Here is a 15928-nt window from a genome sequence, read left to right on the forward strand (position 1 = left end):
GGGGATTTGATTTTTTTGGGATTTATAAAGATGCCTGGCAGTGTTATTTATTCAATAATATATTTGTATAAGCTTTTAGAGTATCTGCTGCCGTATGTTTCCAAGTTAGGGTAGAGGCCCTTTTTAACCCTTTAGTTATAAGGGATTGTCTTAAGTCATTATCAAGGAGAGCATTATACATTTTCTCACTTAAATCAACAATATCATATGGATTTACAAGTAGCGTTGAATCTTTAACTATTTCAGGAATAGAGGTAACGTTTGCGGCAATTACAGGGACTCCACAAGCCATTGCTTCAATTGGAGGTAATCCAAAACCTTCATAAAAAGAAGGATATACAAAGAGCTCACAAGCATTATACATGAAGGGTATATGATCCATAGATATAAACCCCGGGAAAATCACTTTGTCTTCAATGTGAAGCTCTTGTACTCTTTTTTTATACATATCATAGGATTTGCCTTTGCTACCTGCAATGACGAGTTTCATATCTTTTTTTAATTTCGGTAAAAGTATGCTAAAGGATTCTAGGAGTCCAAGAATATTCTTTCTAGGGCTAAATCCTCCGATATATAGAATATAGTCTCCAGATATAGAGTAATTCTTCTTAATAATAGATTTACTAAGAGTTTTATCGTAGGGTTTATAAATATCTTCACTAGCTAAATAAGTAACATGTATTTTTTCACTTGGAAAGTTAAAAGTTTCAATAATATCTTGTTTTGAATATTCAGAAACAGTAATTATTCCATCGCACAGGGAAATAATATCGGGTAACTTTTCGTTGAAAATCCTTAAATATTGCTCGCCAACTGTTTCTGGCATTTTATAGGGGATAACGTCATGCAGCGTAATAACGAAGGGACAGTCTTTGTTTTCAGGTAATCCAATACCATTTTGAGGAACGTGGTATATGTCCATATATTTGTCTATTAATGGGTTAGGGATATTCACCTCATTCCAGAAGTTATTTTGATTTTCTTGTTTAATATTTTTTATGTGAAAATTCTCCTTAAAGGGTATGTCGAGCGTACAATCATTTGGTACAAAAAGCGAATAATCATTATAGTTGTCTATTTTATTTAAAGAGTGAATTAGTTGGTAACAATAAGTTCCTATACCAGTTCCCCTATACCATTTTGCAGCTCTTGCATCAATTCCGATTTTCATTTTAAGACTCCTTAAATACTGATTAATATGTGAGTATACTTTATTATATTAAAAGAAAGCATAAATGTTATTAAAAACTATAAGAATATATTCTAAAAAAAAATATTAGTAATATAAATTATAAGGGGGGGGATGAGTAACATGATGAGGGAATTTGAAATTGAAAGACAGTATGGTATTAAGATAGAAAGTATACGTCCCAACAAGGGAGTTTATTTTCTAAAGACAGATGATGGAGCTAAATGTCTAAAGAAAATCAATTATGGAACACAAAAACTTTTGTTTGTATACGGGGCCAAAGAACATCTTGCAAAAAATGGATTTGACAAGATAGATAGATATTTTTTGAATACTGAAGGTAATCCTTATGCCTTAGTTAATGAAGATATTTACACATTATCGTCCTGGATAGATGGTCGTGAATGTGATTTTCATAATGAGGAGGATTTAGTAGAAGCTGCAAAAAAATTAGCTTATATGCATATTGCATCTAAGGGATATGAACCACCAGAAAATAGTAAGCTAAAAACAGATCTTGGAAGATGGCCACATTTAATGGAAAAAAGAATAAAGTCCTTTGATAAAATGAAAGACATGATTAGAAAAAAGAAGAACTTTAAAACTGATTTTGATATTAATTATATTAAGAGTGTGGATGCTCAAAAGGAACTCGGCAAAAGGGCTATGGCTATATTAGATGATTCATTGTACTTTGATATATGTAGGCAAACAGAAGAAGAAAAAGGGTTTTGCCACCATGATTATACACATCATAATATTATTATTGATAAAAAAAATGATGTTAACATAATTGATTTTGATTATTGCAAAAGAGAAGTGAAAGCATTTGATTTATCTAATTTTTTAATTAAAGTGCTTAAAAAGCAGGATTGGGACATAAAATATGCTGAAATAATACTCGAGGCATATAGTAGTGTAAATCCTCTGTTAGAAGAAGAGTATCGACTTATATATGCATTTTTAGTATTTCCACAACGCTATTGGAGGCTTTGTAATAGATATTATTATAATGAAGTTACTTGGATTCAAAATACCTTTAACAAGAAGATGGAGGAGTTAATTTCTGAAAAAGAAAAATGCCTGGCATTTATTGAAGAATATAAGAAAGTCTTCAATCAGAGATAGCATAAATCATGATATGTATAGCATGCTTGCTATATATTAAAGTTATGTAGATATAATGTTTACATAACTTTTTTACTTTCACCTATTAACTATATTTTCATAATATATATTACAAGCTTAATATGGAGAGGATATTGTGGAAATAGGAGACGTTGTAGTAAGAAAATCATACGGTGGAGACATAACATTTAAAATAATAGACATTATGACTCTAAATCATACAGAGGTGTATTTACTTAAGGGAATAAATTTAAGAATTGAAGCAGATTCTTTAAGTGAGGATTTACAATTAGTATCAGAAAACAAAATTGGTGAAATCGATAAGGTCTTTAATAAAAAAGTAAACGCAGCTATTAAAAGAATATTAATGAGCAGGATAAAAGGAACCAGAGGGTCCCCCATAGATATTAATGGTAAAATCAAAGACCTACAGTTGAAACAAGAAAAATATAAAGAATACAAAGAATATAAAAATAAAGAAATGATTTTTGGGAGACCAGGAAAAATACTACATGTCGATGGAGATGCAGAATATTTAGAGGTTTGCCTAAAAACATATAAGCAGCTATCTATAGACGCTGTAGGGAGAGTAATTTCGGAAAGAAATCAACCAAATGAAATAGTAAATTTAGTTAAAGAAGTTAAACCTGATATAGTAGTAATTACTGGCCATGATGGAATGATAAAAGGAATATCAGATTATATAAATTTAAATAGTTACAGAAATTCAAAGTATTTTGTAGAATCGGTTATAGCTCTTAGATCATATAATAGTAACTATGATGATTTAGTTATATTTGCAGGAGCATGTCAATCTTGTTATGAGGCAATTTTAGATGCTGGTGCTAATTTTGCTTCTTCTCCAAATCGTGTCTTAATCCATTGCTTGGATCCCGTTTTAGTAGCGGAGAAGATAGCCTATACAAATATAGAAAATGTTGTAGCAATAGAAGATGTTATACAGAACACTATAACAGGACTTTCAGGTATAGGTGGATTACAAACTAGAGGCAAGTATAGAGAGGGATTTCCAAAGTCTCAGTATATATAGATAGGTCAAAAATCTTCAAAAGATACATGCTTATTATTTTGAAGCACCTAAACAATCCCCCATATTTTGTATGGGGGCTTTGTTTATAAATCTGAATATATAAATATTAAAAGGAGATACTATTAAGGTTAGTATTTAAAATGTTACGTAATTAATATATATTGGTGTCTTATAATGTGAATCTCCATAAAACAGAGAAAAATCAATTCTCTGTAGAATAATCTATAAAAATGTACTTTGTTAACATATAATTAACATTGACAAAATTGTTATATTAGTGATAAAATGATAAGTTTGCTTGACAAATATAAATATACCGTGTATAATATATAATGTGGAGAGAAGGTGTTTACTTGGAACAGATAAATGTACTGACTTCAATAAAAGATGAAATTGAAAGTCATGTTGGCGAAAGAGTAACATTAAAAGCTAATGGTGGAAGACGAAAGATTCTTGTAGATAATGGAGTTATTGAAAAGACATATACAAGTATTTTTGTTATTAGATTAGAAAATGACACCCACAGAACAGTGACATATAGTTATTCAGATGTTTTGACAAAAACAGTTCAAATAGTTTTTGCAGGATAAGACGATACTGTACCTTGGTATCGTTTTTACATTCATAAATTAACAGGGCATATATTAAATAGGATGTATTCCGTTATTAATAACGGAATACATTCTACATAATATGTGCTTTTTTTATTTTATTGAAAAATTATGATGAATTTTGCAATACGAATAAAAGCATGGAATATCATATTTCCCTTACTACTTCTATATATATTAATAGTAGGTATTTTAGGAGGGTAACAATTCAGAAGTGTTGCCACAATAGAAATACAAGGAGGTATAGTATGGAGATAAATTTAATAAGAGAAAATATAGAGTATGAGCAACTGCTAGGAGAAAATACTGCTGATACAGTAGTAAAAGAAGAATATGTAATACCGGATACTCATCCAGATGTCAGAGAAATTCTTATGTTGGATGTTAAAGCCATTATAAACTCCAAAGAAATAATTGAAGATAAGGTGTATTTAGAAGGGCAACTTCAATATAATGTACTTTATATTTCAAAAGATCAAGAGCGCACTGATGTGGAAAACGTAGTATATAGTTCCAAATTTTCAAATACAATTGGCATAATGGGTGCGAAGCCCGAAATGCTTTGTGATGCTGAGTGTTTTGTAGAACATATGGAGTGTAAAATAGTAAATGAGAGAAAAATATGTCTAGAAGGTATTTTAAAATTAAAATCTGAAGTGTACAAAAGTTTTAGTTTTCAAATAGTTAAAGATATTGAAGCTGTAAAGGATATTCAATATTTAAAAAATCCAACTAGTATAGATAAAGTTACAAGGAGTTTTAATGGAGAGCTTATTGGTAAAGCAAATATAAAAGTTCCAATGGATAAACCTGAAATCCTTAAAGTTATAAAATGTGATGTTAATGTTCATAAAAAAGAAGTAAAATTGTTTGACGGGAAAATTCAAATCAATGCTTTTGCATGTATTAATATGATGTATAAGGGAAAAGATAGCAGAGAATTATTTTACATTGAACAGGAAGTTATGTTAAATAAAGAGTTAGATTTCCAAGAAGTAAACCCTTATATGGAAAATTATACAGACTTTAGGGTAGATGCTATGGGATTTGACATTAAGGAAGATGATTTAGGAGAAAAAAGAATTGTTGATGTAGAGTTTTTGATAAAAACAAATACAAGGGCTATGCATAAAGAAGAAGTGGATATGATTGAAGATGTATATTCACCAACTACAAAACTTGAGATGGATAAAAAAGATTATGGACTTAATGTAATGCAAGGACAATTGTTAACTGAGACCTTAGTTAAGGGAGATATAGAATTAAGTAATGCTATGGCAAAGCCTAGCAAGGTTATTATGTGCAACGCTACCGTATGTGTAACAGAGAAAAAGGTTATTGAGGATAAGGTTATAATTGAGGGTATAATGAATGTAACTGTACTATATAGAAGTGATGATGAAGAAAAATATCTTTCTGCTGTGTCTGAAGAGATTCCTTTTACCTGTGGGGCTGAGATATTAGGCACTAAGATAAATATGAGTAGTGTATGTAAGGTAACACTTGAAAATGTAAATGCGGATATTGAGGTTGGAAATATAACGGTTAGAGCTGTAGTGAAAGTATATACAAGAGTAAATTACATGGTACAAAAGAAATTTTTAGTTGACGTTTATCCTATAGAGGGCGAAGTACTTAAGAAAAAAGCTAGTATTACCATTTATATAGTTCAATCCGGAGACACCTTATGGAAAATTGCTAAAAAGTATAATACTACAATGCAAGAAGTTGCAAGAGTTAATGGAATTGAAGATCCTAATGTTATAAAAGTTTCACAAAAACTTATAATACCAGGTAGAATAATTATATAGATGTATTTTAATAAATAACAAGTCAGTATATTATTATATTTGACTTGTTATTTATTTTACATGTACCTTATTTAAAATTATATGTAGCAATATTAAATTTGTTGTAATATACTAATTTTATTAACCATATTTCACAAGAAAAGGCTAATCTTATATAAGGCTGTGAATTCCTAAGGAGGAATAAACAGTTATTAATTAATTAAGTGGCTTTAGTAGATTCACAATAAAGAGTTGGAGGTAAATCATGTTAGTAAAAGCTTATGGAAAAATAAACATATCTTTAGATATAGTAGGTAAAAGAGAAGATGGATATCATATGCTAAAAATGATTATGCAAAATGTAGATTTATATGATTCTATGTCCTTTCAAAAATGCAATAAAGGTATTAATATAAGCTGCAATAAACCTTACATACCCACAGATGAGAAGAATTTAGTATATAAAGCTGCAAAACTATTTATGGACACTTATGATATTAGCGAAGGTGTAAATATATATCTCAAGAAAAATATTCCAGTCGCTGCGGGTATGGCAGGCGGAAGTGCAGATGCAGCAGCTGTTTTTAAAACATTGAAACAATTATTCGAAATAGATATAGACGACAATGAACTTATGAATTTAGGTGTCAAAATAGGTGCAGACGTCCCTTATTGTATAATGGGTGGAACTGCTTTGTGCGAAGGTATAGGGGATATTATTACGCCCCTGGCGCCTTTCAAAAACCAAATTTTAGTATTGGTAAAGCCTAATTTTGGAGTATCCACGAAAGAGGTTTATAAAAACTTAGATATTAGTAAAATCTTTAAGCACCCAGATACAGAAGCGTTAATAAAAGCTATGGAAGAAGAAAATTTAGAAGATGTATGTGGCAATATGAAAAATTTACTTGAAAATGTTACCCTAAGAAAATATCCAGTTCTCAAAAGAATAAAAGAAGATATGATTAGAATGGGAGCAATGGGTGCGATGATGAGCGGAAGTGGCCCCACGATATTCGCTTTTTTTGATGATATGTTAAAAGCTCAAAGATGTTATGATAAATTTAAAACTCAATATAAAGAAGTATATATAACAAGAACTATTTAGAATTAATTTTATAGTGGTATATAAGAACGTGGAAAAGCCCTTGTGGTTTTTTCGCGTTTTTATATTGTGCGACCAGAATGGGCGGAGCATAAGCTACATTTAAATAAATAACAAGTCAGTATACTAGTATATTGGACTTGTTATTTATTTAAATGCGCCTAAGTGAATATTTTCTGCAAGTGTCGTTAAAACTAGCTTAAGCAAAGTAAAATCGGTTTGCTTACATATAGTGTTTAAAAATTTATTTTTTTGAAATTTGTAATGAAGCAGGGAGAAAAATAATGAAAATTTTAGATTTATTTGATGTGTACTTTTTAACGATGATGGTAATCCAAGGCTCAGTTGTACTTACTATGGATGCAAGAAATTTTAAAAAAACAGAAAATGACAGCACCAGCAAAAAAGCACGTATCATAGGCTCACTCGCAATTATTATAGCTATTATTCTATTTACACTGAGGTCTATATTTTAACGACATTCCAGAAGGAAAGTCTCTTACTTTTAAAAGTGGGCGGATAACCAGTGAGAATTGGTATCTGCCAGAGGAATACAAGGCGGATACATGTTGCAACAAAGAAAAAACTTCAGAGGGAGTCTAAATCTCCTTCTGAAGTCGTTAATATCGCAGCTTCGAAGAAGATGAACAGCTGCGCAGGTGTGATGATTTAACTGAATGTTAATAATTAAGGGTATAGTTCATCTACACATATATAAGGACGTGATGATTATGAAAGAGATAATTGATGATAAGATCCAACCTGAAGCAGAAAAAAACATAGAGTACTTAAAAGAACTTTTGAAAGATAACTCGGATGTTATTTTTAGGACTTTTAATGTGGGAGATTGGAAAGCAGCACTAGTTTATATTGATGGAATGGCAGATAAACTGCTATTAGATCATTATGTATTAGAACCATTAATGTTATGTTCAAAAGGAATAGAAAATGTAGAACAAATAAAAGACAGTATACTTTCAGTGACTGATATGCGAGAAGTAAAAAAACTAAGTGAAGGAGTTAATGCCGCCCTTTCGGGGGAAACATTAATGTTTATAGATGAGTTAAATTATGCCTATGTTATTGCCACACGACTTTTTCCTGCTAGAGGGGTAGGTGATCCATCTGGTGAAACGGTAATTCGAGGAGCAAGAGATGGTTTTACAGAAATTCTAAGATTCAATACTGCTTTAATTAGAAGGCGAATTAGAGATACAAGGTTAAGAATTAAACTTAAAGCTATAGGAGCTAGATCGAAAACCGATGTGGCTATTATGTATATTGACGATATAGTCAATAAAGAAGTACTTCAGGAACTTGGGCGTAGAATAGACAAAATAAACATTGATGCAGTTCTTGATTCCGCCTATATTGAGCAACTAATAGAGGATAATAAATATTCTCCCTTTCCTCAAATACAAAGTACAGAGAGGCCAGATGTAGTAGCGGCGGCGCTGTACGAAGGTAGAGTAGCATTGGTTGTAGATAATTCACCCTTTGCAATTATTGTTCCAGCTACCTTGCCTAACTTATTTCAATCCCCAGATGATTATTATCAAAGGTGGATGCATAGTTCTATGGTTAGATTTATTAGGATGCTTTCTATACTTATCTCTCTTACGGCACCGTCACTGTATGTAGCAATTACCTCTTTTCATACAGCTATAATACCTACTAAATTAGCCTATGCTATAGCAGCTTCTAGGGAAGGTGTGCCATTTCCTGCATTTATAGAAGCTATAATTATGGAATTGTTTTTAGCGCTTCTTATGGAAGCTGTGGTTAGATTGCCAAGGCCTATTGGAGCTACTATTGGTATTGTAGGAGGCCTTATTATAGGGCAATCCGCAGTGAGTGCAGGATTAGTTAGTCCCATTATGATAATTATTGTGGCAATTACTGCTATTACTACATTTGTAACTCCTAATTATGAAGTTACTATGGCTTTTAGACTTGTGCGATTTCTGCTTATTATTGCTTCAGCAATTGTAGGTCTTTATGGGATAGTTATTGGGCTCATTATACTTCTCATTCATCTAGTTAGAATGAAAAGTTTTGGAATACCTTATTTAGCACCAGCGGTTAATACTAATATTGCGGATTTAAAAGATATGTATATTAGAGGTCCTATATCAGGGCTAAAAGAAAGGCCTAAATATATGAAAACAGGAGATAAGATAAGACAAAAATAATTTATATCATCTTTTATGTGGAGGTGAAAGGTATATTATGAAGGATAAAAAAATAATTGAAGATTTTGGGCTATTTACTACTATTGTGGTAGCTATAGTAAGTATAGGGACATTTTCCTGCCCGAAAGAAGTCATTGATAAAGTAGGAAGCGATGCCTGGATAGTTACTTTAATCGGGGGGGTAGTAATTTTTTTATTACTATATCTTATATATATGGTTATTAAGAAAAATGATTTTGAGGATCTTACAAATATATTGCAGAATAATTTTGGTAAGTTTCTTGGAGGAGTATTTGCTATTACCTTTGCAATTTATAGTATATTTATTGTTGCCCTGGGAATGAGGGAATTTGTTGAAGTAATTAAACTATTTTTATTAAGACAGACTCCTACAGAATTTATTTTAATGATTACTATTTTAACAGGAACATACTTAGTTAGAGGTGAAATAGGTGATTTAGTTAAGTTTAATGAAATCTCATTTTGGATTATGTTTATTCCGGCTTTTGTAGTTTTAATACTTACCGCAGTAAATGCGGACTTTACAAATTTATTACCAGTACTTAATAATAAACCCGCTGATTACTTTAGGGCATCTAGATATATTTTATTCTGTTTTGGCGGAATTGAAATAGCCTATCTTATTCTTCCTTATGTCAAGAATAAGAACAATTCATCCCGAGTGTTAAAAAAGAGTATTATGTTTGTAACATTTTTTTATCTAATTGTAATAATACTTGTTTTAGCTGTGTTCTCTAAAATGCAGAGTAGGATTTTATTATGGCCAACTATTTCTATGATAAGGTCGTTAGATATACCAGGCACATTTATAGAGCGATGGGAAGGAATAGTAATGGCGTTATGGGTGCTTTTTTATTTCACTACCTTTGTTAACACATACTTCTTTTCTAGTGAGATTGTGAAAAATGTATTTAAATTGAAAGATATTAAACTATCTTCACTTTTAATTATGCCTATTATTTATGTCATAGCATTATATCCAGAGAATATAGCAGAAATTTATACTTTGCAATTCGAAACTACGCCAGTCATATTAACGGCTATATTTGTTTTTGTATTGTTGCCAATACTTATCTTGTTCATAGGTAAAGTTAAAGGTAAAGAGAGGTGGAAAAGTAAGGATGAAATTTAAGAAAGTTTTACCGGTTATCCTAAGCTGCATAATACTTAGTGGATGCTGGGATAAAGTAGAAATAGATAGGCTTAATTTCATATCTACCATAGCTATTGACCCAGGAGAAGATATTGCTAAAGAAAAGGAATTAAAAGGTATTAATCCAGAAGAACCCTTTGCTGAGAGGCAGATTAAAAAAATTAATGTAACTTATGGATTTCCAGATATGAGCATGCTAGGTCCGGGAAAAAGTGGAAGCACACAGGAAAAATATATTAACACGCAGGCGTACTCTATGGAGGATGCTTATTCTGAAGCTATGGCTAAAAGCAGTAGAGATATATATATGGGACATACTAAGCTACTTATATTAAGTAGCAATTTATTAGAACATAAAGATACTGTAAAAGAGATAGTAGATTATCTGCAACGGAATCCTAGCATAAGTAGGATGACTCAGGTAGTTGTCGCAGATGGTAAAGCTGAAGACTATATAAAATTTAAACCGATGACAGAGAATAGTACCCAATATTATATTTCAGGGCTTATGGATAACAGCAAGAGAAATTCTAGAATTATGAGCATAACTTTAAATGAATTTCTTATTCTCTTAAGCGAAAATGGAAATGCATTGCTACCTAGAATAAGTATAGATAAGGAAAAAAATGAATTGATTTTAACTGGTGCTGCTATAATTAAAGATTATGAAGTAAAAGGGTATTTTACGCCACTCGAACTAATGGATATTCAGTTACTAAGTGGAAAGTTTAAAACTGGAAAAAAAGTTATCTATATGGATGGACACCCTGTTGACTTTATAATTGACGGATATAATAGGAAAATGAGAGTGGAGGAAAAAGGAGATAAGTTAGCCATTAATATTGATATCAACATTGAGGGCCAACTAGGTGAATATTATGTAGATAAAAAAATACTTAATAAAGATGAGCTAGCTAAGTTGCAAAATGCTTTTAATATCTCCATTAGTGGGGAGTGTGAAAAAATCATGCAAATCGCTAAAGGTGAATTTGAAATAGATCCCTTTGGGACCCGCGAACATATTGAAAAGTTTAAACCTTCTTTATGGAACAAAACAGAAAAAGATTGGAATGAGAAATATAAAAATGCAATAGTTAAGGTTAATGTTAATTCTGAAATAAGAAGAATTGGTGCAGTTCAGTGAATATAATTACACAATATGGTAATAACTTTAATATAAATTATTTTATTCAGGGGGGATAACATTGAAAAAATTTATATTAACAAGTATTACTATAACTATTATAATCGCTATAGTTTTAAATGGCAGTAATGTGGCTACAAAAGCTACTCAAAATGATATTGCTGGCAAACTTATTAGGTTTCATGTAATAGCTAATAGTGATGACAAAATAGATCAAGGATTAAAATTAAAAGTAAGAGATTCTGTTTTAAAATATGTATCACCAAAACTTGTGGATTGCAAAAGTATAGAACAATCAAGAAAAATTATAAATAATGAAGATAAAAATATTAAAAAAATTGCTGAAAGCGTTATTAATAAAAATGGCTTTAAATATTCAGTAGCTACAACCCTTTCAAAGGAATATTTCCCAGTTAAAACCTATGGAAATATAACTTTGCCTCAAGGTGAATACGAAGCTTACAGAATAATTATTGGAAGTGGCAGTGGACAAAACTGGTGGTGTGTTATGTTTCCGCCATTATGTTTTGTAGATATTACAAAAGGAAATGTATCCTATGAAAAAACCGAGAGTGAAATGAAAGAAGTATTATCAGATGATGAATATAATTTGGTAGATAATACTATAAATGATGCTGTAAATAATAAAATAGTTGTGAAATTTAAAATATTAGAAGTTTTTAACAAATTATTCAGTTAAATAAAATATCAAGAAAACTACTACAAGATAGTGATGCATAATGACTATCTAATGATAAAGAATTCCAGGAGGAAAACATATGAAAATGCTAAAGAAAAGAATATTGTATACAAGTGCTGTAACTATAATTGTTGTATTTTCAACTACTTTTGCTATACTAATGTTTTTGGAGAGGTTAGATTATAGAAATTATCTTCAAGGTCAATATAGTAAAAATATGTATGAACTTATTAGTTCTGTACAAAACATAAGAATAAATCTAGGCAAAGCTGCTATTGTTGGTTCGAGGGAACAGAGTATAGTAGTTTTCGAAGAGATTTTTAGATATTCAGCTACTGCAAATGATAAATTGCATTCTTTGCCAATAGACCAATCAGTTGTTGGAGACACTAGTCAATTTTTAACTCAAGTAGGGGATTTCTGCTATAGTCTAGCCAAAGCAACATCGGAAGGAAAGGATCTAACTGATAAGGAATATGGAGTAATTGACGATTTAGAAAAGCAATCATATACGCTTCAGGAGCAATTAAATGGTGTGCTCTCCGACATAAATGTTGGTAAAGTGAAGTGGGGAGAGATTAGAAAAAAAAGTACTGTTGCATTTGCAAAAGCAGGGGATAATCTTGTAAATGAGAAATTCAAGGGTATACAAAAACAAATAGTTCAATACCCTGCATTAATTTATGATGGGCCTTTTTCAGATAATATATTAGAAATAAAGCCGAAAATAATGTCTCAAAAAGAGGTAAGTCAAAGTGATGCAGTTAAAACAATAAAAAATATATTTGGAGAAGATAAAATTGTAAGTGTAGAAAATAAAGCAGTGCAAGGGAAGACTAGAATACCCACCTATACATTTTACGTAACATTTAAAGGCCGGGATAAAAGTGAGCCTAAAACAGTAATAGAAGTAAGCAAAAACGGAGGAAGAATAGTATATTTATTAGATAATAGGACTATTGGTAAACCAACAATAGATATTAATAAGGCCATAGAAGGTGGAAGTGCGTTCATTGGAAAAATAGGATATAAAAATATGGAACCTACCTATACGCTAAATTATGAAAATACAGCAGTAGTAAGCTACGTATATAACCAAGGAGAAGTAGTTATTTATCCTGATCAAGTAAAGCTTAAGATCGCACTAGATGATGGTAGTATTATAGGAATTGAATCTGAAAAATTTTTAGTGTCTCATGTTGAAAAAAGACAGATAGCTGCGCCAAAAATAACCGCAGTAAAAGCCCAAGAAAGGGTTGGCAAGCGGCTGAAAATAAATAAAATTAGCTTGGCAATTGTACCTACTGAGATGAATAAAGAGGTTTTGTGTTATGAATTTATAGGCTCATATAAGGAGAAAAATTTTATAGTATATATTAATGCTAATACTGGATATGAGCAAAGAATAATGGAGATAATAGATACGCCCAATGGGAAATTAACTATTTAGCCATATGAGGTACTAGGAGCCTGAAAAGGCTGCCTTGTGAAGAGAGGATATATTGCATAAAGTGCATTTATATCCTCTATTCTATTGAATTTTTTTTGATTTACCATTATAATTTGGAGTGATGTCATTATGGAGGTCATTTAAAACTTGATATTTAGAGCTTGAAATTAAAATACAAAGTATTTTATAAAAATGATATAATATAATAATAAATTTATTTGGTAAACATATGTTTTTATTACTCATAAACTAGTTATTATGGTTATAAGGAGAGATGATAAATGAAAAAGAAAATAGCAGTATTATTTGGTGGACAGTCTACCGAACATGAGGTTTCTAGAGTATCAGCAACCTCGGTATTGAAAAATATTGATCCAGCGAAATATGATATATACCCTATTGGAATAACTAAAGATGGGTTATGGTTTGAATATACTGGAAAATTAGATAACATAGAAAGCGGAGAATGGGAAAATGACGAATTTTTTAAAATTCCAGAGGGACAAAAACTTTTATTTAATAAAGAGGTAGATGTAGTATTTCCAGTATTACATGGACTCTTTGGGGAAGATGGAACTATTCAAGGGATGTGTAAATTATTAAATATACCTTGTGTGGGTCCTGGAGTAATGTCTTCTGCTATTTGCATGGATAAAATATATACAAAATATTTATTAGAAAATTTTAATATAAAACAAGCTGATTATGTGGTAATAAATGCGCACGAGTATGTAGAAGATAAAGACATACTAATAGAGAAAATAGAAAAAAAACTGGGCTATTCAGTATTTATTAAACCATCTAATGGAGGGTCTTCTGTAGGGATAACCAAAGCACATAATAAAGAGGAGCTAATACTAGGACTAGAAGAAGCGCTAAAACACGATAGAAAAGTTTTAGTTGAAAAGGCTATAAATGCAAGAGAAATTGAGGTAGCAGTACTGGGAAATGACTATCCTGAATCATCTACACCAGGAGAAGTAATTCCAGCCAAAGAATTTTATGATTATGAAGCTAAATATAAAAGTGAAGCATCTAAGCTTTTAATACCCGCGGCACTTAGTGAAGTTAAGCTACAAACAATTAAAGAGCAAGCTATAAAAATTTATAAAATACTAGATTGCGCTGGTATGGCAAGAGTGGACTTTCTAGTAGACAAAGAAACTGAAGATGTTTATTTAAATGAGGTTAATACTATACCGGGGTTTACTAAAATAAGTATGTACCCTAAAATGTGGCAAGCCACAGGTAAAAATTTTGGGACGCTTATTGATGAACTTATAGAACTTGCTATAGAAAGAAACAATAAATAGTAGCTATTTATTTGATATTGACTTATATAGAGTTAAATCTATTTTATTTATATTAATAAAATACAATAAAGAGAGGAGAAATTTTATGACAACAGCTTTAGCTATGATTTCTGGAGGCCTGGACAGTATACTCGCAGCAAAACTTGTAAAAGATCAGGGCATAGAAGTTATAGGAATATGCTTTAAATCCTATTTTTTTAATGAGAAAAATGCACTGAATATTGTTAAACAAATAGATATACCACTACAAGTTGTAGACTTTTCAGAGGAACATTTGGAGATGGTAAAGAATCCAAAACACGGACACGGTAAAAATATGAATCCATGTATCGACTGCCATGCTATGATGATGAGACATTGCGGGGAACTATTAGAAAAATTCCATGCAGACTTTATTATAACAGGAGAAGTTTTGAATCAAAGACCTATGTCTCAAAATAGGTCCGCTTTAGACATAGTGAAAAATGAATCTGGAATAGGACATAAAATCTTAAGGCCCTTATGTGCTAAAAATCTTAAAGAGACTGAAATGGAGATAGATGGTTTAATAGATAGAGAAGCTCTTTTGGATATAAGTGGCAGAAATAGAAAGGTTCAAATGGAACTAGCAGAAAAGTGGGGTATTAAAGACTATCCATCACCTGCTGGTGGATGTAAGCTTACGGAGCCTAACTATTCTAGAAGGCTTAAGGAACTAATAGAGCATAAGGAGAATACATCTAAAAAAGATCTAGAACTATTAAAAATAGGAAGACATTTTAGGGTATCTAAAGATGCTAAGATTATATCTACGAGAATGCAGGAAGAGGGAGAAATAATAGAACAACTTTTAAGACCTGATGATTTAATGTTCTTACCGAGGGACTACAATGGTTCTACTGTTGTTATTATTGGTAAAGCCACAAATGAAGATATTGAGTTTGCAGCTAAAATTACAGGTAGATATTGTAAAGGTAAAGATGAAAAAAATATAACTATTAAATATGGTAAATATGGTGAACCTTTAGATGAATTTATAGATATAACGCCAGCAACAGAGGAAGAAATAAACAAATATATTTTAAATTAGCGAGGAGCAACA

At 31.0% G+C, this 15928-nt stretch carries 14 protein-coding genes; 13 read left to right on the forward strand and 1 reads right to left on the reverse strand.

Features of this window, described 5'->3' with window-relative positions; genetic code table 11:
• Positions 1–43: 43 nt before the first annotated feature.
• Entirely contained in the window at positions 44–1171 is a 1128-nt protein-coding gene (locus tag G9F72_RS01470) for a glycosyltransferase family 4 protein (RefSeq protein ID WP_164956947.1), read from the reverse strand.
• Between the two features lie 141 nt (positions 1172–1312).
• Here G9F72_RS01470 and G9F72_RS01475 point away from each other — a divergent pair, with 141 nt between their 5' ends.
• The 13 genes from G9F72_RS01475 to G9F72_RS01535 all read left to right on the forward strand — a co-directional run bounded on the left by G9F72_RS01475 (position 1313) and on the right by G9F72_RS01535 (position 15916).
• The gene (locus G9F72_RS01475; protein ID WP_164957062.1) at positions 1313–2317 is read left to right on the forward strand and encodes a CotS family spore coat protein; all 1005 of its coding nucleotides are present in this window, start codon (positions 1313–1315) and stop codon (positions 2315–2317) included.
• A 136-nt stretch (positions 2318–2453) separates the two neighbouring features.
• Complete coding sequence (gene yabG, locus G9F72_RS01480; RefSeq protein WP_164956946.1) at positions 2454–3368, forward strand: sporulation peptidase YabG; 915 nt, start codon at positions 2454–2456, stop codon at positions 3366–3368.
• 332 nt (positions 3369–3700) lie between these two features.
• The gene (locus tag G9F72_RS01485) at positions 3701–3958 is read left to right on the forward strand and encodes a Veg family protein (RefSeq protein ID WP_411955925.1); all 258 of its coding nucleotides are present in this window, start codon (positions 3701–3703) and stop codon (positions 3956–3958) included.
• 269 nt (positions 3959–4227) lie between these two features.
• A complete protein-coding gene (locus G9F72_RS01490; protein ID WP_164956944.1) occupies positions 4228–5790 on the forward strand; it encodes an SPOCS domain-containing protein in 1563 nt (520 codons plus the stop codon).
• A 244-nt stretch (positions 5791–6034) separates the two neighbouring features.
• Positions 6035–6877, forward strand: coding sequence for a 4-(cytidine 5'-diphospho)-2-C-methyl-D-erythritol kinase (gene ispE / locus G9F72_RS01495; protein ID WP_164956943.1), 843 nt, complete (start codon positions 6035–6037; stop codon positions 6875–6877).
• Between the two features lie 281 nt (positions 6878–7158).
• Positions 7159–7350 (forward strand): CLC_0170 family protein, encoded by a 192-nt coding sequence (locus G9F72_RS01500; RefSeq protein ID WP_164956942.1) that lies wholly within the window; start codon positions 7159–7161, stop codon positions 7348–7350.
• A gap of 255 nt (positions 7351–7605) precedes the next feature.
• Positions 7606–9066: a spore germination protein gene (locus tag G9F72_RS01505; RefSeq protein WP_164956941.1), complete on the forward strand. Its 1461-nt coding sequence runs from the start codon at positions 7606–7608 to the stop codon at positions 9064–9066.
• Positions 9067–9103: 37 nt separating this feature from the next.
• The gene (locus G9F72_RS01510; RefSeq protein ID WP_164956940.1) at positions 9104–10219 is read left to right on the forward strand and encodes a GerAB/ArcD/ProY family transporter; all 1116 of its coding nucleotides are present in this window, start codon (positions 9104–9106) and stop codon (positions 10217–10219) included.
• The gene (locus G9F72_RS01515) at positions 10209–11384 is read left to right on the forward strand and encodes a Ger(x)C family spore germination protein (protein ID WP_164956939.1); all 1176 of its coding nucleotides are present in this window, start codon (positions 10209–10211) and stop codon (positions 11382–11384) included. Before G9F72_RS01510 ends, G9F72_RS01515 begins: the two co-directional genes overlap by 11 nt.
• Before the next feature lie 61 nt (positions 11385–11445).
• Positions 11446–12084 (forward strand): stage II sporulation protein R, encoded by a 639-nt coding sequence (gene spoIIR / locus G9F72_RS01520; RefSeq protein WP_164956938.1) that lies wholly within the window; start codon positions 11446–11448, stop codon positions 12082–12084.
• Between the two features lie 79 nt (positions 12085–12163).
• Positions 12164–13534: a germination protein YpeB gene (ypeB, locus tag G9F72_RS01525; protein WP_164956937.1), complete on the forward strand. Its 1371-nt coding sequence runs from the start codon at positions 12164–12166 to the stop codon at positions 13532–13534.
• A 281-nt stretch (positions 13535–13815) separates the two neighbouring features.
• Positions 13816–14847 (forward strand): D-alanine--D-alanine ligase family protein, encoded by a 1032-nt coding sequence (locus tag G9F72_RS01530; RefSeq protein WP_164956936.1) that lies wholly within the window; start codon positions 13816–13818, stop codon positions 14845–14847.
• Positions 14848–14932: 85 nt separating this feature from the next.
• Positions 14933–15916 (forward strand): tRNA 4-thiouridine(8) synthase ThiI, encoded by a 984-nt coding sequence (locus G9F72_RS01535; protein WP_164956935.1) that lies wholly within the window; start codon positions 14933–14935, stop codon positions 15914–15916.
• Positions 15917–15928 lie beyond the last annotated feature (12 nt).

Source organism: Clostridium estertheticum, from assembly GCF_011065935.2.
In the GTDB taxonomy this organism is placed as follows: Bacteria; Bacillota; Clostridia; order Clostridiales; family Clostridiaceae; genus Clostridium_AD; species Clostridium_AD estertheticum_A.

Bases quoted from the DNA above. Each gene is read 5' to 3' on its own strand.
- G9F72_RS01470 (WP_164956947.1), bottom strand. From the start codon at position 1,171: ATGAAAATCGGAATTGATGCAAGAGCTGCAAAATGGTATAGGGGAACT.
- G9F72_RS01475 (WP_164957062.1), top strand. From the start codon at position 1,313: ATGATGAGGGAATTTGAAATTGAAAGACAGTATGGTATTAAGATAGAA.
- G9F72_RS01485 (WP_411955925.1), top strand. From the start codon at position 3,701: ATGTGGAGAGAAGGTGTTTACTTGGAACAGATAAATGTACTGACTTCA.
- G9F72_RS01490 (WP_164956944.1), top strand. From the start codon at position 4,228: ATGGAGATAAATTTAATAAGAGAAAATATAGAGTATGAGCAACTGCTA.
- ispE (WP_164956943.1), top strand. From the start codon at position 6,035: ATGTTAGTAAAAGCTTATGGAAAAATAAACATATCTTTAGATATAGTA.
- G9F72_RS01500 (WP_164956942.1), top strand. From the start codon at position 7,159: ATGAAAATTTTAGATTTATTTGATGTGTACTTTTTAACGATGATGGTA.
- G9F72_RS01505 (WP_164956941.1), top strand. From the start codon at position 7,606: ATGAAAGAGATAATTGATGATAAGATCCAACCTGAAGCAGAAAAAAAC.
- G9F72_RS01510 (WP_164956940.1), top strand. From the start codon at position 9,104: ATGAAGGATAAAAAAATAATTGAAGATTTTGGGCTATTTACTACTATT.
- G9F72_RS01515 (WP_164956939.1), top strand. From the start codon at position 10,209: ATGAAATTTAAGAAAGTTTTACCGGTTATCCTAAGCTGCATAATACTT.
- ypeB (WP_164956937.1), top strand. From the start codon at position 12,164: ATGAAAATGCTAAAGAAAAGAATATTGTATACAAGTGCTGTAACTATA.
- G9F72_RS01530 (WP_164956936.1), top strand. From the start codon at position 13,816: ATGAAAAAGAAAATAGCAGTATTATTTGGTGGACAGTCTACCGAACAT.
- G9F72_RS01535 (WP_164956935.1), top strand. From the start codon at position 14,933: ATGACAACAGCTTTAGCTATGATTTCTGGAGGCCTGGACAGTATACTC.